Here is a 19027-nt window from a genome sequence, read left to right as displayed (position 1 = left end):
TATTCTCGGGCCGTTGCCACGGCTGACGGGGCGGGAAGGCGGGCGGTCATGGAGGAACTCGGTCCGGGGGACCCCCAGAGGATCGGGGGCTACCGGCTGCTGGCGCGCCTCGGCGCGGGCGGCATGGGCATGGTGTACCTGGCCCGCTCGGACCGGGGCCGTACGGCCGCCGTGAAGCTGGTGCGCGAGGAACTGGCCGCGCGGGAGGAGTTCCGGGCGCGGTTCCGGCGCGAGGTGGGCGCCGCGCGGCGGGTCGGCGGGTACTGGACCGCGCCGGTGCTGGACGCGGACACCGGGGCGGCGGTGCCCTGGGTGGCCACCGGGTACGTGGCCGGGCCGAGCCTCCAGCAGGTCGTGGGGCACGATCACGGGGCGCTGCCGGAGCGCTCGGTACGGATCCTCGCGGCGGGGCTCGCGCACGCGCTGAAGGACATCCACGCGGCCGGGATCGTGCACCGGGACCTGAAGCCCTCCAATGTGCTGGTGACCATCGACGGGCCGCGCGTCATCGACTTCGGCATCGCCCGCGCCCTGGAGACGGGCGCGGAGGGCGGCGAGGGGCTCACCACGACCGGGTCGCTGGTCGGCTCGCCCGGGTTCATGGCGCCGGAGCAGGTGCGCGGGGACAAGGTCACCCCGGCCTGCGACGTCTTCTCGCTCGGCTCGGTGCTGACGTACGCGGCGACCGGGCGGATGCCGTTCGGGAACGCCGGCAGCGGGGTGCACGCGCTGATGTTCCGGATCGCCCAGGAGGAGCCGGACCTGGCGGGGGTGCCGGAGGGGATCGCCGATCTGGTGCGGGAGTGCCTGCGCAAGGATCCGGCGGCCCGGCCGTCCCTGGAGGCGCTGCTGGAGCGTACGGGGGCGGGGGACACGGTGTCCGACGGCCGCTCCCGCGACCCCTGGCTGCCGGGCGCGCTGGTGGCCCAACTCGGGCGGCACGCGGTCGGGTTGCTGGAGGTGGAGGAGCCGGAGGCGGGCGCGGACGGCCCCGGGGAGGGGGGCGCGCGGCCGGGGTCCGGGGACGCGCGGGGCGGCGGTTCGCCCGAGCACTCCGCCGTCTCGGACGGGGGCGGGACGCCCGCCGCGAAGGGGAGCGGGTCCGGCATCGAGCGGGTGCCGTCGGCGGGGGAGGGGGCGCCGCTGCCGGTGACGGTCCCCGGGGCGTACGGGGAGCCGCGGCAGGAGGCCCAGCCGCACCCCCGGCAGGACGCCCGGCAGCCGTACGTCGCGCAGGGGCCCGCGTCCGCGCCGCCGCCGCGCGCGCCGCGGTCCTTCGGGTACGGGTATCCCCAGCAGTCGTACCCGCCCTACCCGCCGTACGGCGCGGAGCCCGAACCGGAGCGGCGCAGCGGGCGGTCCACGGCCCTGCTGGTCGTGATCGCGGTGATCGTGGCGGTGGGCGCGGGCGGCTCGGTGTACGCGCTGCTGAACAGCGGGGTCGAGAGCAAGGGCAGCGGCGCCGCCCCGGCACCGGCCTCGGGGTCCGCGTCGCCCACCGGTTCCGGCGAGCGCGGTCCGGACCCGGCCTCGCCCTCCGCCTCGTCCTCCTCCTCGGGCGCGGGCGCCGTCCCGGCCGCCTACCTCGGGACCTGGACGGCGACCATCGGCAACGCGGGCGGCGCCAACACCCGCCGGCTCACCATCCGGCAGGGCAAGGTGGGGGAGGACGTGCTGACGCTGGTCGCGCAGGGCCCGGCGGACGGCGGCGGGTCGTACCGCTGCGTCTTCGCGGCCGATCTCAGCCAAGCGCCGTACGGCGACGGCCCGTTGGAGATCGGCCCGTCCGTCGTGACCAGCGGCGAGCCCGCCTCCTCGTGCACGCCGGGCGACCCGACGGAGGTCAGCCTGCTCCCCGACGGGCGGCTGCGGCGGACGCAGCAGGGCGGCGGGGAGAGCCTGACGTACACCCGGCAGTGAGCGGACGGCCCGGCCCGCCCCCCCCGGCGACCGGCTCCCGCGCCCACCGGGGCCAGTTCGCCCGTGATGGGCTTCCGCGCTCACCACGAACCGACTTGCCTCGCCCCTGACCGGACCCCGTGGTCACCGGGGATCGGCTCGCTCCTGACCGGGCCGACGGCCACGGGGGTCGGTTCGTTCTTGGCCGGACCCCGTGGTCACCGGGGATCGGCTCGCTCCTGACCGGGCCGACGGCCACGGGGGGTCGGTTCGTCCTTGGTCGGGCCTCGCGGTCACCGGGGGTCGGTTCGTTCTTGTCCGGGCCCCGTGGTCGCCGAGGATCGGCTCGCTCCTGGTCGGGCCCGGCGCTCACCGGGGATCGGTTCGCTCCTCGCCGGACCTCGCGGTCACCGCGGACCGGCCCGCCCCCCAGCCGCCCCCGCGCCCCGCGCTCACCGCGGCTCCGGCGGACGCTGTCTCGGCATGTTCGGCCGCGCGCCCCCCGCCGGCGGCAGGACGAATCTGGCGGCCTGCCCCACCACCTCCTGCCGCGGCACATACGCCACCGACTGCGCCCCCACCGGCGCCCCGCCCGCCCGGAACGCCACCATCCAGTCCGCCGTCTCCGCCCTGACCAGCTCCGTCATGTCCTCCGAGAAGCGGCGCAGCAGGACCACGCACCGCTCCGCCGCCTCGCTCGCCGTGCCCTCGGTGGGGCCCAGCACCTCCCGCACCCCCTCCACCGCCCAGTCGAACTGGAGTGCCTGGAGGCGCCGCTGCACCGCCTGCGCCGTCGCCACGTCCCGCATCCAGCCGGACGTCACCCCGAAGTACCGGTCCGCCCCGGCGCACGCGGCCGCGAGGAGCAGCGCCAGACACCCCCAGGGCGCCACGCCTCCCGCCACCTTCGTCAGATCCAGCAGCGGCAGCGCCGCCCCGGTCACCGCCCCCACCGCCGCCCCGGCCCGCAGCACCCGCGCCCCGCGCCGCTTCCACACCCGGTCCCGCAGATACCAGTCCGCCGTCCGCAGCGCGCCGTGCTCCACCCACCGGTACAGCTCGTCCAGCCGCTCGCCGGGCTCGCCCCAGTCGCCGGGCGGCAGCGCCCGCCCGGTCAGATCACCCGGCCGGGGTCCGGCCGAGCCCTCGCCCCGCCCGTCCTGGGGCGGCCCCTCGGGCTGCATCTCCGGCTGACCCACCCGGCACTCCCTACTGATCGCGACCGGTCACGTAGCGTGACATTCCCTGCCGACGTGCGCCACCCTTCCTACCGCCCAACGGGTGGCCCGGTCGTGACTTTCCCCGTTATTCCGCCCGGAAGAGGGCCTTGATCAGCTATAGATCCGTCATCTCTCTCACTCGAAAGAGTGGCGGTGTGATGGCCGCCTGGACCACGTAGGCTCGTGCCAAGGAGAAAGACACAGAGGAGCTGATCGTGATCCCCGGTGGTGGCCAGCCCAACATGCAGCAGTTGCTCCAGCAGGCCCAGCAGATGCAGCAGGATCTGCAGCGCGCCCAGGAGGAACTGGCGAACACGGAGGTCGACGGGCAGGCGGGCGGCGGCCTGGTCAGGGCAACCGTGACCGGCGCCGGCGAGCTGCGCGGCCTGCAGATCGACCCGAAGGCGGTGGACCCGGAGGACACCGAGACCCTCGCCGACCTGATCGTGGCCGCCGTGCAGGCGGCGAACGAGAACGCGCAGGCGCTCCAGCAGCAGAAGCTCGGCCCGCTGGCCCAGGGCCTCGGCGGCGGCTCGGGCATCCCCGGTCTGCCGTTCTGAGCCCGGTCCAACTAGCGTACGTACCGAAAGGTCTCCAGGAAGGGCAGTCCGTTGTACGAAGGCGTGGTCCAGGACCTCATCGACGAGCTGGGGCGGCTGCCCGGCGTCGGTCCCAAGAGCGCGCAGCGGATCGCCTTCCACATCCTCCAGGCCGAGCCGACGGACGTGAAACGGCTCGCGCAGGCGCTCCTGGAGGTCAAGGCGAAGGTCCGCTTCTGCGCGGCCTGCGGCAATGTCGCGCAGGAGGAACTGTGCAACATCTGCCGTGACCCGCGCCGCGATCCCTCGGTGATCTGCGTCGTGGAGGAGCCGAAGGACGTCGTGGCGATCGAGCGCACCCGCGAGTTCCGCGGCCGCTACCACGTGCTCGGCGGGGCGATCAGCCCCATCGAGGGTGTCGGGCCCGACGACCTGCGTATACGGGAACTTCTCACGCGGTTGGCCGACGGGACGGTCACGGAGCTGATCCTGGCCACCGATCCGAATCTCGAGGGCGAGGCGACGGCCACGTACCTCGCGCGCATGATCAAGCCCATGGGCCTGAAGGTCACCCGCCTGGCCAGCGGCCTCCCGGTGGGTGGCGACCTGGAATACGCGGACGAGGTCACCCTCGGCCGCGCCTTCGAGGGGAGAAGACTCCTAGATGTCTGACGCCACGCTGCACGCCACGTCGCAGAACCCCGACGACTTCGCGGTACAGGTCGCGGACCAGGTCGAGAGCTTCCTGGTGGCCGTCACCGAGGTGGCGCGGGGCGACGAGCCCGGCTCCACCGTGCCCTTCCTCCTCCTGGAGATCTCCCAGCTGCTGCTGGCCGGCGGCCGGCTGGGCGCCCACGAGGACATCGTCCCCGACGAGCGCTACGAGCCCGACCCGGGCCCGGAGGTGGACGTGGACGGGCTGCGGGAGAACTTCGCCCGGCTGCTGGAGCCGGTCGACGTCTACTCCGAGGTCTTCGACCCCTACGAGCCCCGCAGGGCCCCGGTGCCGGCCCGGATCTCCGACGACCTCGCCGACATCATCACGGACCTGCGCCACGGCATGGCCCACTACCGCGCGGGCCGCACCTCGGAGGCCCTGTGGTGGTGGCAGTTCTCCTACTTCTCCAACTGGGGTCCGACGGCCTCCGCCGTGCTGCGCGCCCTGCAGTCGGTGCTCATCCACGTCCGCCTCAACCAGCCCTTGGAGGAGCTGGACGGCCTGGACACCGACCAGACCCCCATGGGCGACGAGACCCTGGAGTTCGAGGCGGGCCGGGTGATGGCCGAGGAGATCGGCGGACCGCTGGGGATGCGGCCCGGTTCGTGACGCCGTAGCCGTCGTCGGGGCGTCGGGGCGTACGGCCGCGGATGTGACCCGGGGCACGTTCCGCGTGGGCCGGTCCCGGGCGGGCAGGAGGCCAACCGGAAGCGGGCGTCCGGGGTCCCTCGGGCCGATGTCTCACCATGCGGGAGCAGGGTGGTGGATTTCGGGCGCTCGTTAAACTGAGCCGACACAAACGAACCGAGCGAGGAGCGCACGTGGGCCTTGTCGTGCAGAAGTACGGAGGCTCCTCCGTAGCCGATGCCGAGGGCATCAAGCGCGTCGCCAAGCGGATCGTGGAAGCGAAGAAGAACGGCAACCAGGTTGTCGTCGTCGTTTCCGCGATGGGCGACACGACGGACGAGTTGATCGATCTCGCCGCGCAGGTCTCTCCGATGCCTGCCGGGCGCGAATTCGACATGCTGCTGACCGCCGGAGAGCGGATCTCCATGGCGCTGCTGGCCATGGCGATCAAAAACCTGGGCCACGAGGCCCAGTCCTTCACCGGCAGCCAGGCCGGCGTCATCACCGACTCGGTCCACAACAAGGCCCGGATCATCGATGTCACGCCGGGCCGCATCCGGACCGCGCTGGACGAGGGCAACATCGCGATCGTCGCCGGTTTCCAGGGCGTGAGCGCCGACAAGAAGGACATCACCACGCTCGGCCGCGGTGGCTCGGACACCACCGCCGTGGCCCTCGCCGCCGCCCTCGACGCCGAGGTCTGCGAGATCTACACCGACGTCGACGGTGTGTTCACCGCCGACCCGCGCGTGGTGAAGAAGGCGAAGAAGATCGACTGGATCTCCTTCGAGGACATGCTGGAACTCGCGGCCTCCGGTTCCAAGGTGCTGCTCCACCGCTGTGTGGAGTACGCCCGCCGCTACAACATCCCGATCCACGTACGCTCCAGCTTCAGCGGGTTGCAGGGCACGTGGGTCAGCAGTGAGCCGATTGGGGACAAGAAGGTGGAGCAGGCCATCATCTCCGGTGTCGCGCACGACACCTCCGAGGCCAAGATCACGGTCGTCGGTGTGCCGGACAAGCCGGGTGAGGCCGCCGCGATCTTCCGGGCCATCGCCGACGCGCAGATCAACATCGACATGGTCGTGCAGAACGTGTCCGCCGCCTCCACGGGCCTGACGGACATCTCCTTCACGCTGCCGAAGACCGAGGGCCGCAAGGCCATCGACGCCCTGGAGAAGTCCCGCGGCGGCATCGGCTTCGACTCGCTGCGCTACGACGACCAGATCGGCAAGATCTCCCTGGTCGGCGCCGGTATGAAGACCAACCCGGGCGTCACCGCCGCCTTCTTCGAGGCGCTGTCCGACGCGGGCGTGAACATCGAGCTGATCTCGACCTCCGAGATCCGTATCTCGGTCGTCACCCGCAAGGACGATGTGGCGGAGGCCGTGCGCGCCGTGCACACCGCCTTCGGGCTCGACTCCGACACCGACGAGGCCGTCGTCTACGGAGGCACCGGCCGATGAACGCCAAGCCGACGCTCGCGGTCGTGGGAGCGACCGGAGTGGTCGGCCGGGTCATGCTCCAGATCCTTTCCCAGCGCAAGGACATCTGGGGCGAGATCCGTCTGTTCGCCTCCCCCCGCCCGGTGGGCCGCAAGCTGGCCGTGCGCGGGGCGGAGGCCGAGGTCTCGGCCCTGACCGAGGACTCCTTCGACGGGGTGGACATCGCCCTGTTCGACGTGCCGGAGCCGGTCGCCGCCGAGTGGGCGCCCCGTGCCGCCGCGGCCGGCGCGGTGGTCGTGGACAACTCCGGCGCCTTCCGCGCCGATCCGGACGTCCCCCTGGTGGTGCCCGAGGTCAACGCCCACCGGGCGCACAACCGCCCGCGCGGCATCATCGCCAACCCCGGCGCCACCACCCTCACGATGATCGTCGCCCTCGGCGCGCTGCACGCCGAGTACGGGCTGCGCGAGCTGGTGGTCTCCACCTATCAGGCGGTGAGCGAGGCCGGCCGGGCCGGGGTGGAGGCGCTGCGCGCCCAGCTGTCCCAGGTCGCCGGCACCGAACTGGGCACCGCGCCGGGGGACGTACGACGCCTCGTGGGCGACGCCACCGGCCCGTTCCCGGAGCCGGTCGCGCTGAACGTCGTCCCGTGGGCCGGCACCGCGGCCGAGGACGGCTGGTCCTCGGCGGAGCTGCGGGTGCGCGACGAGACCCGCCGGATCCTCTCGCTGCCCGGCCTGCCGGTCGCCGTCACCTGTGTCCGGGTGCCGGTGGTCACCACCCACTCCCTCACGGTCCACGCCCGTTTCCAGGGGGCGGCCGGGGTGGACGGCGCCCGCGAGATCCTCGCCACCGCGCCCGGCGTGGTGCTGTGCGACGATCCGGCGGCCGGCGAGTTCCCCACCCCCGCCGACGTGGTGGGCACCGACCCCGCCTGGGTGGGGCGGCTGCGGCAGTCCCTGGACGACCCGACCGCCCTCGAACTCTTCGTCTGCGGCGACAATATGCGCAAAGGCGCCGCATTGAACCTCGTACAGATCGCGGAGCTGGTCGCCCAGGAGTCCGCCGGGTGAACCGTGTGGCCGCTTTGTAGGATCTGTGTGCGAAGCGTGTCCGGCGGCATGGTCCAAACCGCTTGAGCCGGCCCTCTCGGCGACAGAAGATGTGCCTCCCCGCCCTCCGCAACCACGCGGAGGGCGGGGAGCGTCTTTGCGGTCACTCTTCGGGGCGTGGGGGCGTCATGAGCGGACCGGGCGAGGGGATGCCCGTCCACATCGGACATAGGGGAAGAGCGGGACGCATGACGGCACTTGAGGCACCGCCGGCTGTCGCACATGTGACGCCCGGCGCGTACAACCCTGGCGGGGGCAGACGTGTCCAACAGGCGTGGCAGAGGTACTGGAACTCACAGGGGGACGCGGCACCGCGGCCCTTCGGCCGCCGCGTGCGGCGTTGCGCCCCCGCACGCCCGGCGGCATGCCGGTGATCGCGCCCATGCCAGCCGCGCGGCCCGCCCGCATACCCGGTCAGCGTGACGGCGCCGACGACACCACGGCCGCGGAGGCCGTCACCGGCACCACCGTGGACCACCTGACCGAGACCTACCGGGCGCACTACCGCTCGCTGCTCGGTCTCGCCGCCCTCCTGCTCGACGACACCGCCTCCTGCGAGGACGTCGTCCAGGAGGCCTTCATACGGGTCCACTCGGCGCGCAAACGCGTCCGCGACCCGCAGAAGACCCTCGCCTATCTCCGGCAGACGGTCGTCAATCTCTCCCGCTCCACGCTGCGCCGCCGCATCCTCGGCCTCAAGCTGCTCGCCAAGCCGATGCCGGACATGGCGAGCGCGGAGGAGGGCGCGTACGACCAGCTGGAGCGCCGCGACCTCATCAAGGCGATGAAGGGGCTCCAGCGCCGCCAGCGTGAGGTCCTGGTCCTGCGCTACTTCGCGGACATGACCGAGGCCCAGGTCGCCGAGACGCTCGGCATCTCCCTGGGCTCGGTGAAGGCGTACGGCTCGCGCGGCATCGCCGCGCTGCGGGTGGCCATGGAGGCGACGACATGACCGGGCACCCGCACCGCACCGCCCCGACCACACCTCACCGCACGCTGGGAACGAAACTGTGAACCACCGCCCCGACGACAGGAGCACCGAGGGGCTCGAACCCGAACGCGACCGGGAGAGCGCCGACTTCCTCGGCTCCGCCCGCGAAGGCACCGGTCCGGGGGCGGAGGGCGAGTGGCTCGCCCGGACGCTCGGCGGGCTCGGCTCGGACGAGGCGGCGGTGCGGCGGCTGCTGCACTCCGCGGTCGACGGCATCGAACCGGGCGCGGGCACGCTGGAGCGGCTGCGCCGGGCGGTCCCCGCGCGCCGGGCCCGCAAGCGGCAGGCGGCCGTGGGCATGGCGGCGGCGGCCCTGTTCTTCGGTACGGCGATCCCGGCGCTGGTGCATGTCTCCGACTCCGGCGGCTCCGACCCGGACACCGCGATGGCCGGCCAGTCCTCACAGGCGCGGTCCGGCGCCGGGCACGACAAGGACAGGGGCGGCCCGGCGGTCGGCGGCAGGGGCACGGACGGCAACCCGGTCCAGCCGGGCACGGGGCCCGGGAAGCCGGGGGACAAGGACAGCGGGGGCGCGGCCGGGGCCGGTGCCCCCGGTGGCGCGAACCCCTCCGCCACCCTGGCCGCGGGCGTCCCGGTGTGTACGCCGGCCCAGCTGGGCTCGGCCACGGGCAGCGCGGCGGCGCCGGACTCCACGGGAATCGTCTACGGCGCGTTCCGCGTCACCAACACCTCCTCCGGGTCCTGCGCGGTGAGCGGCGCGGGCACGGTGGGCGCGAGCGCGCTGGGCGCGGCGGACCCCGCGAAGATCGCCGTCGTACGGCATGCGGCGGGCGACGCGGCGACGGGTCTGCCCGACCCCGCCCAGGAGGCCACGGGCCTGGTCCTGCAGCCCGGTGCCGCCTACCAGGAGAAGTTCGCCTTCGTCCCCTCCGAGGCGTGTCCCACCACGGGCGGCACGGACGGCGGTACGGACGGCGGCGCGACCCCGGACCCGTCCCCCACCCCGAGCGACGGCCCGGCGGCCGACACCGGCAGCTCCGCCGGCACCGCCCCCCAACTGGGCACGGGCGACACCACGGCCGACGGCAGCGTCGTGATCACCCACACCGCGGCCTCCGGCGGCCCGGCGACTTCGACGAAGGTGCCGGGGGAGTGCGCGGGGACGGTGTATTACACGGGGGTCCTGGCGGATTCGTAGGAGGGGCGGACATGGGGCCGCCTTCACTGCGGGCAGTCGTGCCGCTGGGGCGGCACGGGCGGGCGCTGGAGGTACCCCCTCTGGGGGAGGCACCCGGCCGGCGCCGGTGAGCGTGACCCACCCCCGGCCGGCCGCGGTACCGGTCAGCTGCTCGACACCGTGACCGGCACGGTCTCCTCCGGTGCCAAGCCCAGCGCAGCGTCCCGCGCGGCCTCGACCTCCCGCCGCAGCAACCGGAACCACATGAACACCGTGAACCCGGCGAAGACGAACCACTCGCCGGTGTACCCGAGGTTCTGGAACGCCTTCAGATCGAGCCCCGTACCGTCCGGCGCCGTCGCCGGCACCGCCTTCATCCCGGCATCCGCCTTGTCCAGCGTCACCCACGCGTCGTACAACCGGTCCGGCACCAGGTTGACCAACGCCGCCGAACTGATCGCCGCCGTCTGCCCCGCGGGCAGCCCGCCCTGCGCGCTGACCCCGTTGTCCCCCGGCGTCTCGGACGCCTGCAACGCGCCGACGACCGTCACCTCACCGCGCGGCGCCGCCGGCGCCTTCGCCGCGGACGCCGCCCCGGGCAGCCACCCCCGCACCACGGGAAGCGACTTCCCGCCGTCGGTCCGCAGCAGCGTCAGGACGTAGAACCCGTTCTTGTCGTCCAGCTGCCGGCCGGGCACGAGCAGCTGCGTCCCGTACCGCCCGTGCGCGGACACCCGCCGCCCGGACGTCGCCTTGTTCACCGGCAGCATCGACTCCAGCGGTCGCGCCGCCTGCGTGGCGTCGGACGCGGCCTGCCGGTTCGCGGCGTGTTCCTCGTGCACCCGCCCCTCGAACCGGCTCAGCTGCCAGGACCCCATGAAGATGCAGAAGGGGATGGCGAGCAGCACGAAGACGTTGATGCCCCACCAGCGCGGAGTCAGCAGAAACCGGTACACGCCCCCCACGGTACGGCGCCCGCCCCGCCGCCCCGCCCGCGGGTGCGCCCTCGCGGGCCCGGGGCGGGAGCGGATGGCGGGAAAGTTATCCACAGGCTGCGCTCACCCGCCGCACAATTGTCGCCGCGGCCAGGCAGTATGGGCGCATGACTGGGGCCAAGACTGAGAGCACGACGCCGAGCGCACCGCAGGCGCCGGGCAGCGCGGACATGCCGGACTGGGAGAAGCGCTTCCGGGCGCCGCGGGTGTCCCTGCCCGACTGGGCCGAGGACGCACCGGACCGCTCCCTGTTCGTGTCGAACGCGACGGGGACGTACGAGCTGTACGCGTGGAACCGCGCCACGGGCGAGCAGCGCCAGGCCACCGACCGGCCGAACGGCACGACGGACGGCACGCTCTCCCCGGACGGCGCCTGGATCTGGTGGTTCGACGACAAGGACGGCGACGAGTTCGGCATCTGGCGCCGCCAGTCCTTCACCGGCGGCGCCGACGAGCCGGCCGTCCCCGGCCTCGCCCCCTCCTACCCGGCCGGCCTCGCCCTGGCCCGCGACGGCGGCACCGCGGTCGTCGGCCGCTCCACGGACGAGGACGGTACGACGATCCATCTGGCCCGCGCCGGCGCGGACCCGGTGGAGATCTACCGGCACCGCGAGTCCGCGGGCGTCGGCGACCTCTCCCGCGACGGCTCCCTGATCGCCATCGAGCACACCGAGCACGGCGACGCCATGCACGCCGCGCTGCGCGTGCTGCGCCCGGACGGCTCGACGGTCGCCGAGCTGGACGACACCAAGGGCGGCGCCGAGGAGCTGGGCCTGGAGGTGCTGGGCTTCGCCCCGGTCGACGGCGACACCCGGCTGCTCATCGGGCACCAGCGCCGGGGCCGCTGGGAGCCGCTGGTGTGGGACGTGGCCACGGGCGAGGAGACGGACCTCGCCCTGGAGCTGCCCGGCGACGTCAGCGCCGAGTGGTACCCGGACGGCTCGGGCCTGCTGATCGCCCACAGCTTCGAGGCCCGCAGCGAGCTGTTCCGGTACGACCTGGCGAGCCGCGAGCTGACCGGTGTCCCCACGCCGCCCGGCACCGTCTCCGGGGCGACCGCGCGCCCGGACGGCAGCGTGGAGTACCTGTGGTCCTCCTCCGCCGAGCCCTCGGTGGTGCGGTCCACCTCCGGCGGTGTGGTCCTGGACCCGCCCGGCATGAAGTGCCCCCCGTCGGTGCCGGTGGAGGACGTGTGGGTGGAGGGCCCCGGCGGCCGTATCCACGCCCTGATCCAGAAGCCCGCGGGCGCGACCGGCCCCCTGCCCACCGTCTTCGACCTGCACGGCGGCCCGACCTGGCACGACAGCGACTCCTTCGCCTCGGGCCCGGCCGCCTGGGTCGACCACGGGTACGCGGTGGTCCGCGTCAACTACCGCGGCTCCACCGGGTACGGCCGCGCCTGGACCGACGCCCTCAAGCACCGGGTCGGCCTGATCGAGCTGGAGGACGTGGCGGCGGTCCGCGACTGGGCGGTCTCCTCGGGCCTCGCCGACCCCGACCGGCTGGTCCTCACCGGCGGCTCCTGGGGCGGCTATCTGACCCTGCTCGGCATCGGCACCCAGCCACAGGCGTGGACGGTCGGCATCGCGGTCGTCCCGGTCGCGGACTACGTCACGGCGTACCACGACGAGATGGAGGCCCTGAAGGCCATGGACCGCACCCTCCTCGGCGGCACCCCCGAGGAGGTCCCGGAGCGCTTCGAGGCGTCCTCCCCGCTCACCTACGTCGACCAGGTCAAGGCCCCGGTCTACATCTCGGCCGGGGTCAACGACCCCCGCTGCCCCATCCGCCAGATCGACAACTACATCCACCGCCTCCAGGCCCTCGGCGCCACCCACGAGGTGTACCGCTACGACGCCGGGCACGGCTCGCTGGTCGTCGACGAGCGCATCAAGCAGGTGGCGCTGGAGCTGGACTTCGCCGAGCGGCACCTCCCGGCGTAGCCGTCCGCTGGACCCGCGCGCTCCCCTCCGGCAGCCCGCCGGAGGGTCAGCGCAGGGCGGCCAGGCCCCTGCGGGTGACGGCGACCACCACACGGTCCCCCTTCGCCAGCACATGGTCGGCGGGGGTGTCGCTGCGGCCCGCGAGCGCCAGGACCCGCCAGGAGCCGGGGCGGAACGCCTGGTCCACCGTGCGGCCCTCCAGCATCGGATGGCCGTCCACGTCGACGGCGGCGAACAGCAGCACCTGCCGCTCCACCGCCACCGCGCCGAGCACCTGCCGGCCGAGCATCGCCCCGGCGAAGGCGGGCGCCGCCAGATGGGTCACGCTCCGGCTCCGGGTCAGGGCGTGCGGGTAGGCGGCGCGCAGGGTCCGGTAGACGGCGGTGGCGAAGTCGTCGTCGTACAGCCGCAGCACCACCCGCAGATCCGGCCGTACCGTCCGCGCGTACAGCACCGCCTCCAGGTTCGTGGTGTCCGCGCTGGTCACCGCGAGCAGTGCCTGTGCCCGGTTGATCTTCGCGGACTCCAGCACCCCCTCCTGGGTGACGTCCCCGAGCACCACCGGCACCCGCAGCCGCCGAGCCGTGGCGAGCCCGCGCGCCTCGGGGTCGGACTCGACGCAGACGACGGGCACGTTCAGCTCCCGCAGCCGGGTCAGCACCCGGGTGCCGATCTTGCCGAGCCCCAGCAGCACCACATGCCCGGCGAGCCCGCGCGGCGGCCTGCGCAGCGAGGTGGCGGTGCGGAAGGTGCCCAGCGCCTCCAGGACCGCGGCCAGCAGCACCGGCAGCAGCAGCAATCCCACCAGCGCGGACAGGAGTTGGAGCAGCTGGCGGCCGAGCGGCGCGCCGACCGCCGGGTCGTCGATGGCGAACATGTCGAGCAGGGTGAGGTAGAAGGCCCGCACCGGATGGATCCCGGTCACCGCCCACAGGGCGATCGCCAGCGCGAGCACACAGCCGACCAGACCGGCCAGCGACCAGCGCAGCCGCCGCGAGAACAGCGAGTTGAGCCAGGGGAGGATTCCCGCCCCGCGTGCCGCCGACTCGGGGCCGCCCGCCGTCGACACCTGCTCCAGCACGATCGCCGTCCGCCCGGCGGCGCCCCGCACCTCCTCGTCGGCCGGCAGCAGCCGGGGCTCCTGCTCCCCGCCGGCGGGATCGCTCACCGACAGCAGGGCGAGGGTGTGCAGGCCCGAGTCGGCGGGCAGCGGCCGTTCCACCGCCCGCAGCAGCAGCCCCTCGGTCTGCACGACCTTGCTGGTCCCGGCGAGCGCGGTCGCGGCCAGCGCCGGCGCGGCGGTGTCGGCGTCGGAGAGCACGGTGGTCGACGCCTCCGCACCGGCGTCGCCCCCGCCGTCGTACGCCAACGCGGCCGCCTGGTCAAGGAGTTCCTCGATGTGCTGGCCCAACCGCCTGTTGTAGAGCCGCAGTACGAGCCGCAGCCGGGGGTTGAGCCGGCGGGCGGTGAGCGCGGCACGGATGTTGGTCTCGTCGTCGTCGTGCACCAGCGCGAGCGCGGTGGCCCGCCCCACCCCGGCCTCGGCGAGCACCGCCTCGGTCAACTCCACGGCTTCGAGAACGGGTTGGCCGACCGGCGAGGCCGCGGTGGCCGCCGCGCCCGGTACGGCGGGCCGCCCGCCGACCGCCGCGTTGACCACCCGGTCCAGCAGCGCCGCCGACGCGGCCCGCGCCCGGCCGACCACCGGGCCCCTCGCCGCGCGCTCGGCAGGCGGCACCACGAGGGTCACCTGCTCGCCGTACACCCCGCGCAACTCGGCCGCCAGCCGGTGCGCAAGCCCGTCGTCCCCGCACACCACCATGTGGGGTGCGCCGGGTCCCCCTTGAAACGGAACACTCGCCACGAGGGGAAAGACTGCCTCAGGGAGAGGACTGGTTCCAGGGGCGGCCGAACGCCCGTGTCGCACACCGGCGTTCGGCCCCCGCGACGGTCCCGTGGCGGCCCCCGTGTCGGCCCTGTTGGCGGCCCCCTCGGTGGTGTCCGTCAGCGCTCGGCCGCCGCCTTCTCGAAGTCGAAGCGCGCCAGGTCCGCGAGCCACACCCGGGCGTTGCCGTCCGAGGGGGCCCGCCAGTCGCCGCGCGGGGAGAGGGAGCCGCCGGCCGAGACCTTGGGCCCGTTCGGCATGGCCGAGCGCTTGAACTGGGCGAACGCGAAGAAGCGGCGGCAGAAGACCTCCAGCCAGCGCACGATCTCCGCGAGGTCGTACGCCCCCCGCTTCGCCTCGGGGAAGCCGGGCGGCCAGGCGCCCGACCCCGCGTCGTGCCAGGCGTGCCAGGCCAGGAAGGCGATCTTCGAGGGCCGGAAGCCGTAGCGCAGCACATGGAAGAGGGTGAAGTCGTGCAGCGCGTACGGGCCGATCTTCGACTCGGTGGACTGCATCTCCTCGCCCGGCACCAGCTCCGGGCTGATCTCGGTGTCCAGGATCGCGGCCAGGATCTCGCCGGTCTCCGCGTCGAACTGCTCACTGCTGATCACCCAGCGGATCAGGTGCTGGATCAGCGTCTTGGGCACACCGGAGTTCACGTTGTAGTGGCTCATCTGGTCGCCGACGCCGTACGTCGACCAGCCGAGCGCCAGCTCGGAGAGGTCGCCGGTGCCGAGCACGATGCCGCCGCGCTGGTTGGCCAGCCGGAACAGGTAGTCGGTGCGCAGGCCCGCCTGGACGTTCTCGAACGTGACGTCGTACACCGGCTCGCCCGCGGCGAAGGGGTGGCCCATCTCCTTCAGCATCAGCCGCGCGGTCGGCGTGATGTCCAGCTCGGCCGCGGTGATGCCGAGCGCCCGCATCAGCCGGTGCGCGTTGTCCTTGGTGTGGTCGCTGGTGGCGAAGCCGGGCAGGGTGAAGCCCAGGATGTCGCTGCGCGGGCGCCCGGCGCGGTCCATCGCGCGGGCGGCGACGATCAGCGCGTGCGTGGAGTCCAGACCGCCGGAGACGCCGATGACCACCTTGGGCCCGCCGATCGCCCCGAGCCGCTGCTGGAGCCCCTCGACCTGGATGTTGTACGCCTCGTAGCAGTCCAGGGCGAGCCGGTCGGGGTCGGCGGGCACGAACGGGAAGCGCTCCACCCGGCGCCGCAGCCCCAGATCGGCGGCGACCGGCGGGTCCAGCAGGAAGGACACCGTGCGGAAGTCGCCGGTGCGCGCGGCATGGGTACGGCGGTTGTCGTCGAAGCTGCCCATCCGGCTGCGCTCCTGCCGCAGCAGGTCGAGGTCGATGTCGGCCGCCGCGAACTGCTCGCCGAGCGGGAAGCGCTCGGACTCGGCCAGCAGCGCCCCGTTCTCGTAGATCATCGTCTGGCCGTCCCACGACAGATCCGTGGTCGACTCGCCGAGCCCGGCCGCCGCGTAGACGTACGCGGCGAGGCAGCGGGAGGAGGCCGAGCGGCACAGCAGCTTGCGGTCCTCGGCGCGGCCGACGGTGATCGGGCTGCCGGAGAGGTTCGCCAGCACGGTCGCCCCGGCGAGCGCCGCCTCCGCGCTCGGCGGCACCGGCACCCACATGTCCTCGCAGATCTCCGCGTGCAGCACCAGGCCCGGCACGTCGTCCGCGGCGAACAGCAGGTCCACGCCGAACGGCACGTCCGCGCCGCCCAGCCGGATGGTGCCGCCGCGCTCGTCGTCGGCCGCGGCGATCTGGCGGCGCTCGTAGAACTCCCGGTAGTTCGGCGGGTACGACTTCGGGGCCACGCCGAGGATCCTGCCGCGGTGCACGACGACCGCGCAGTTGTAGATCCGGTTGCGGTGGCGCAGCGGGGCGCCGACGACCAGCACCGGCAGCAGGTCCGCGGAACCGGCGACCACCTCCGCCAGGGCCGTCTCGACCGCGTCCAGCAGCGGGTCCTGGAGCAGCAGGTCCTCGATCGAGTAGCCGCACAGCACCATCTCCGGGAAGACGGCGACGGCGACGCCCTCCTCGGCGCACCGGCGCGCCTGGCGCAGGACCGATGCGGCGTTGGCGCCCGGGTCGGCGATGACGGTGTGGCCCGTGCACGCGGCGACACGCGCGAAGCCATGCTGATAGATCGACCAGAAGTTCACAGAGGGAAGCCTAGAACTTCCGCGCCACGGCGGTCACAGGCGCTCGCCTTCGCCCCGAACCCGGCCGTACAGTACCCCTAGGGGTATTTTTCGAGGAGTGAGCGTGGAACTGGAGCTTGAGGGCGCGTCCCTGAAGGCCGTCCTGAACCGGCTGCGGCGCGCGCAGGGCCAGATCTCCGGGGTGATCCGGATGATCGAGGAGGGCCGCGACTGCGAGGACGTCGTCACCCAGCTGGCCGCCGCCTCGCGGGCGCTGGACCGCGCCGGTTTCGCGATCATCGCCACGGGGCTCCAGCAGTGCGTGGCCGACATCGAGTCGGGGCGCAGGACCGGGGAGGACGCGGAGGCGATGAAGGCGCGGATGGAGCGGCTGTTCCTGTCGCTGGCGTAAGCCGCCCGGCTGCTGAGCTGTTCGGCTGCTGAGCCGTTTCGGTGGCTGAGCCGCGCTCGGTGGCTGAGCCGCTCAGCTCCTGAGCCGTTCGGCGTTTGAGCCGCTCAGCGCCTGAGCCGTTCGGCGTTTTTGAGCCGCTCAGCGCCTGATCTGCCTGGCGGCTGACCCGCCCGGTGGCTGACCCGCCCGGCGGCCGACCCGTCCGGCGCCGCCGGAGGCCTTCGCACACCCGCGCGCGGGCCGTTCGGCCCTTGTCCGCCCCCGCCCGCCCTGACTTCACTGGTCCGTCGGCCCCCGACCACCACCGGCAAGGCGGAACGCCCGATGACCAGTGACACGACCACCGGCGCCACTCCCCGGCAGCGGGACCGGCACGGCGGCAGCCGCCCGATCCCGCCCGAGGCCACGGCCCACGCCTCCCGCGCCTTCGCCTGGCTGCTGATCGTGACCGGCGCGCTCGGCATCCTGGCCTCCTTCGTGATCACGATCGACAAGATCCAGCTGATCCAGGACCCGCACTTCACCCCGTCCTGCAACCTCAGCCCGGTGCTGTCCTGCTCCGATGTGATGCGTAGCGCCCAGGCGTCCGTCTTCGGCTTCCCCAACCCGCTGCTGGGCCTCGCCGCCTATCCGGTCGTGGTCACCACCGGCTTCGCCCTGCTGTCCGGCGCCCGTTTCCGGCGCTGGTTCTGGCTCGGCCTGAACGCGGGCACGTTGTCCGGCGCGGGCTTCTGCATGTGGCTGATGAGCCAGGCCCTGTACGACATCGGCGCGCTGTGCCTGTGGTGCTGCCTGGCCTGGGCGGCCACCATCGCCATGTTCTGGTACACCACCGCGCACAACCTGCGGCACGGCGTCATCCGCGTGCCCCGCGCCGTGGTGGCGGGCGTGCTGGAGTTCCACTGGGTGGTGCCGTTCACCTGGTACCTGGGCATCGTGATGCTGATCGGCACACGGTGGTGGGACTACTGGGTGTCGCTGTTCTGACCCCGCCGTCACGGCGGCCGGGGCCGACCGGCCCTGCCGTCGCCCGCGTTGCCCCGGTTAGCGTCGCGCAATGGAGCGCAAGAACATCCCCGACCCGGGCTTCGCGGGCGACGACGGCTCACCCGAACCCCGCCTCGCCGCCGCCCTGGCCGCCTGGTCCAAAGCCCCCTCCGTCACCGCGGAGACCGAACTGCTCGCCCTGCTCGCGGACGCCCGCCTGCTGGTGCCGGTCGTCGCCGTACTCGGCGAGACGGAGACCGGCCCGGACGGCCGCGCGGGCGAGAAGACGAGCGACATGGCGGTCGCCACCCTGAGCCTGCCCGACGGCCGCCGCGGACTGCCGGCCTTCACCGGCCTCGACGCGCTGACCCGCTGGCGCCCCGACGCCCGCCCCGCCCCGGTCCCGGCCTGCAAGGCGGTCGAGGCGGCCTGGCACGCGGGCGCCGAGACCCTGCTGGTCGACGTGTGCGGCCCGGTCTTCTACGAACTCTCCGGCGCCGCCCTGCGCGCGGTCGCCGAGCGCCGCCCCCATCTGCCCCCGCCGCGCGACCCCGAGATCGCCGAGGCCCTGTGTACGATCCTGGCCCGCCACCCCGCCGTGAGCCGCGCCCATCTGCTGCCGGCCGCCGGTGACACGGACGCCCGGCTGGTCGTCGTACCGGCGTCGTCCGGGACCGACGACCAACTGCCCGCCGCCGCCCACAACGTGGCCGAGGCCGTGCGCGATCTGGCCGCCGACCTGGCCGGTGATCCCCTGCTGCGGGTGCGTCTGGACCGCGGCCTCGACCTCGCGGTCGTACCCGGGGACAGGGCGGTCTTCGGCACCCCGCTGTACCGCCGCCACTGACCGGGGGCCGCCGGGCAAGAGGGGCCACCCGGCCCTACCGGCGGCCGGAGCCGGGCCTGTTGGGCCCTATCGGCGGGGGGTGTCCCCGGGCCGATCATGTGGCGGGCCGGGAAGCG

At 73.7% G+C, this 19027-nt stretch carries 16 protein-coding genes; 12 read left to right on the top strand and 4 right to left on the bottom strand.

Annotated features, from left to right (window positions below; translation table 11 throughout):
• Positions 1-48: 48 nt before the first annotated feature.
• Positions 49-1920 carry a serine/threonine-protein kinase gene (locus QHG49_RS16495; RefSeq protein ID WP_301490157.1) on the top strand — a complete coding sequence of 624 codons (1872 nt, stop codon included), beginning with the start codon at positions 49-51 and terminating at the stop codon, positions 1918-1920.
• A gap of 431 nt (positions 1921-2351) precedes the next feature.
• Here the strand turns inward: QHG49_RS16495 and QHG49_RS16490 are convergent, their stop codons facing one another.
• Positions 2352-3098 (bottom strand): SLATT domain-containing protein, encoded by a 747-nt coding sequence (locus tag QHG49_RS16490; protein ID WP_145487063.1) that lies wholly within the window; start codon positions 3096-3098, stop codon positions 2352-2354.
• Positions 3099-3334: 236 nt separating this feature from the next.
• Here QHG49_RS16490 and QHG49_RS16485 point away from each other — a divergent pair, with 236 nt between their 5' ends.
• The 7 genes from QHG49_RS16485 to QHG49_RS16455 all read left to right on the top strand — a co-directional run bounded on the left by QHG49_RS16485 (position 3335) and on the right by QHG49_RS16455 (position 9710).
• Positions 3335-3679, top strand: coding sequence for a YbaB/EbfC family nucleoid-associated protein (locus tag QHG49_RS16485; RefSeq protein ID WP_145487064.1), 345 nt, complete (start codon positions 3335-3337; stop codon positions 3677-3679).
• A gap of 51 nt (positions 3680-3730) precedes the next feature.
• Entirely contained in the window at positions 3731-4330 is a 600-nt protein-coding gene (recR, locus tag QHG49_RS16480; RefSeq protein ID WP_145487065.1) for a recombination mediator RecR, read from the top strand.
• Positions 4323-4985, top strand: coding sequence for a DUF5063 domain-containing protein (locus QHG49_RS16475; RefSeq protein WP_301490156.1), 663 nt, complete (start codon positions 4323-4325; stop codon positions 4983-4985). Before recR ends, QHG49_RS16475 begins: the two co-directional genes overlap by 8 nt.
• A gap of 212 nt (positions 4986-5197) precedes the next feature.
• Positions 5198-6469: an aspartate kinase gene (locus tag QHG49_RS16470; RefSeq protein WP_145487067.1), complete on the top strand. Its 1272-nt coding sequence runs from the start codon at positions 5198-5200 to the stop codon at positions 6467-6469.
• Positions 6466-7521, top strand: coding sequence for an aspartate-semialdehyde dehydrogenase (locus QHG49_RS16465; protein ID WP_159703502.1), 1056 nt, complete (start codon positions 6466-6468; stop codon positions 7519-7521). Before QHG49_RS16470 ends, QHG49_RS16465 begins: the two co-directional genes overlap by 4 nt.
• Before the next feature lie 403 nt (positions 7522-7924).
• A complete protein-coding gene (locus tag QHG49_RS16460) occupies positions 7925-8512 on the top strand; it encodes a SigE family RNA polymerase sigma factor (protein WP_145487069.1) in 588 nt (195 codons plus the stop codon).
• A 58-nt stretch (positions 8513-8570) separates the two neighbouring features.
• The gene (locus QHG49_RS16455; protein WP_244320173.1) at positions 8571-9710 is read left to right on the top strand and encodes a hypothetical protein; all 1140 of its coding nucleotides are present in this window, start codon (positions 8571-8573) and stop codon (positions 9708-9710) included.
• 143 nt (positions 9711-9853) lie between these two features.
• Here QHG49_RS16455 and QHG49_RS16450 read toward each other — a convergent pair whose 3' ends face one another.
• Positions 9854-10645 (bottom strand): SURF1 family protein, encoded by a 792-nt coding sequence (locus tag QHG49_RS16450; protein ID WP_301490155.1) that lies wholly within the window; start codon positions 10643-10645, stop codon positions 9854-9856.
• Between the two features lie 209 nt (positions 10646-10854).
• On the opposite strand from QHG49_RS16450, the gene QHG49_RS16445 reads away from it, so the two are divergent.
• Positions 10855-12627 carry a prolyl oligopeptidase family serine peptidase gene (locus tag QHG49_RS16445; protein WP_301492808.1) on the top strand — a complete coding sequence of 591 codons (1773 nt, stop codon included), beginning with the start codon at positions 10855-10857 and terminating at the stop codon, positions 12625-12627.
• Positions 12628-12673: 46 nt separating this feature from the next.
• Here QHG49_RS16445 and QHG49_RS16440 read toward each other — a convergent pair whose 3' ends face one another.
• Positions 12674-14449, bottom strand: a complete 1776-nt coding sequence (locus tag QHG49_RS16440; RefSeq protein WP_159703508.1) for a TrkA family potassium uptake protein — start codon at positions 14447-14449, stop codon at positions 12674-12676.
• A 182-nt stretch (positions 14450-14631) separates the two neighbouring features.
• Positions 14632-16686, bottom strand: coding sequence for an NAD(+) synthase (locus QHG49_RS16435; protein ID WP_301490154.1), 2055 nt, complete (start codon positions 16684-16686; stop codon positions 14632-14634).
• A 103-nt stretch (positions 16687-16789) separates the two neighbouring features.
• On the opposite strand from QHG49_RS16435, the gene QHG49_RS16430 reads away from it, so the two are divergent.
• From QHG49_RS16430 to QHG49_RS16420, 3 genes are all read left to right on the top strand, one after another.
• Positions 16790-17077 carry a metal-sensitive transcriptional regulator gene (locus QHG49_RS16430; protein ID WP_145487074.1) on the top strand — a complete coding sequence of 96 codons (288 nt, stop codon included), beginning with the start codon at positions 16790-16792 and terminating at the stop codon, positions 17075-17077.
• A gap of 324 nt (positions 17078-17401) precedes the next feature.
• A complete protein-coding gene (locus tag QHG49_RS16425; RefSeq protein WP_145487075.1) occupies positions 17402-18064 on the top strand; it encodes a vitamin K epoxide reductase family protein in 663 nt (220 codons plus the stop codon).
• Between the two features lie 70 nt (positions 18065-18134).
• The gene (locus QHG49_RS16420) at positions 18135-18911 is read left to right on the top strand and encodes an SseB family protein (RefSeq protein WP_145487076.1); all 777 of its coding nucleotides are present in this window, start codon (positions 18135-18137) and stop codon (positions 18909-18911) included.
• The last annotated feature ends 116 nt before the right edge of the window (positions 18912-19027 follow it).

Source organism: Streptomyces sp. WP-1 (assembly GCF_030450125.1).
GTDB lineage: Bacteria > Actinomycetota > Actinomycetes > Streptomycetales > Streptomycetaceae > Streptomyces > Streptomyces incarnatus.
The sequence above is the reverse complement of the archived record's forward strand: the minus strand, read 5'-3'. Positions and strand labels throughout refer to the sequence as shown.

Bases quoted from the DNA above. Each gene is read 5' to 3' on its own strand.
- QHG49_RS16495 (WP_301490157.1), top strand. From the start codon at position 49: ATGGAGGAACTCGGTCCGGGGGACCCCCAGAGGATCGGGGGCTACCGG.
- QHG49_RS16475 (WP_301490156.1), top strand. From the start codon at position 4,323: ATGTCTGACGCCACGCTGCACGCCACGTCGCAGAACCCCGACGACTTC.
- QHG49_RS16465 (WP_159703502.1), top strand. From the start codon at position 6,466: ATGAACGCCAAGCCGACGCTCGCGGTCGTGGGAGCGACCGGAGTGGTC.
- QHG49_RS16460 (WP_145487069.1), top strand. From the start codon at position 7,925: ATGCCGGTGATCGCGCCCATGCCAGCCGCGCGGCCCGCCCGCATACCC.
- QHG49_RS16445 (WP_301492808.1), top strand. From the start codon at position 10,855: ATGCCGGACTGGGAGAAGCGCTTCCGGGCGCCGCGGGTGTCCCTGCCC.
- QHG49_RS16440 (WP_159703508.1), bottom strand. From the start codon at position 14,449: ATGGTGGTGTGCGGGGACGACGGGCTTGCGCACCGGCTGGCGGCCGAG.
- QHG49_RS16425 (WP_145487075.1), top strand. From the start codon at position 17,402: ATGACCAGTGACACGACCACCGGCGCCACTCCCCGGCAGCGGGACCGG.
- QHG49_RS16420 (WP_145487076.1), top strand. From the start codon at position 18,135: ATGGAGCGCAAGAACATCCCCGACCCGGGCTTCGCGGGCGACGACGGC.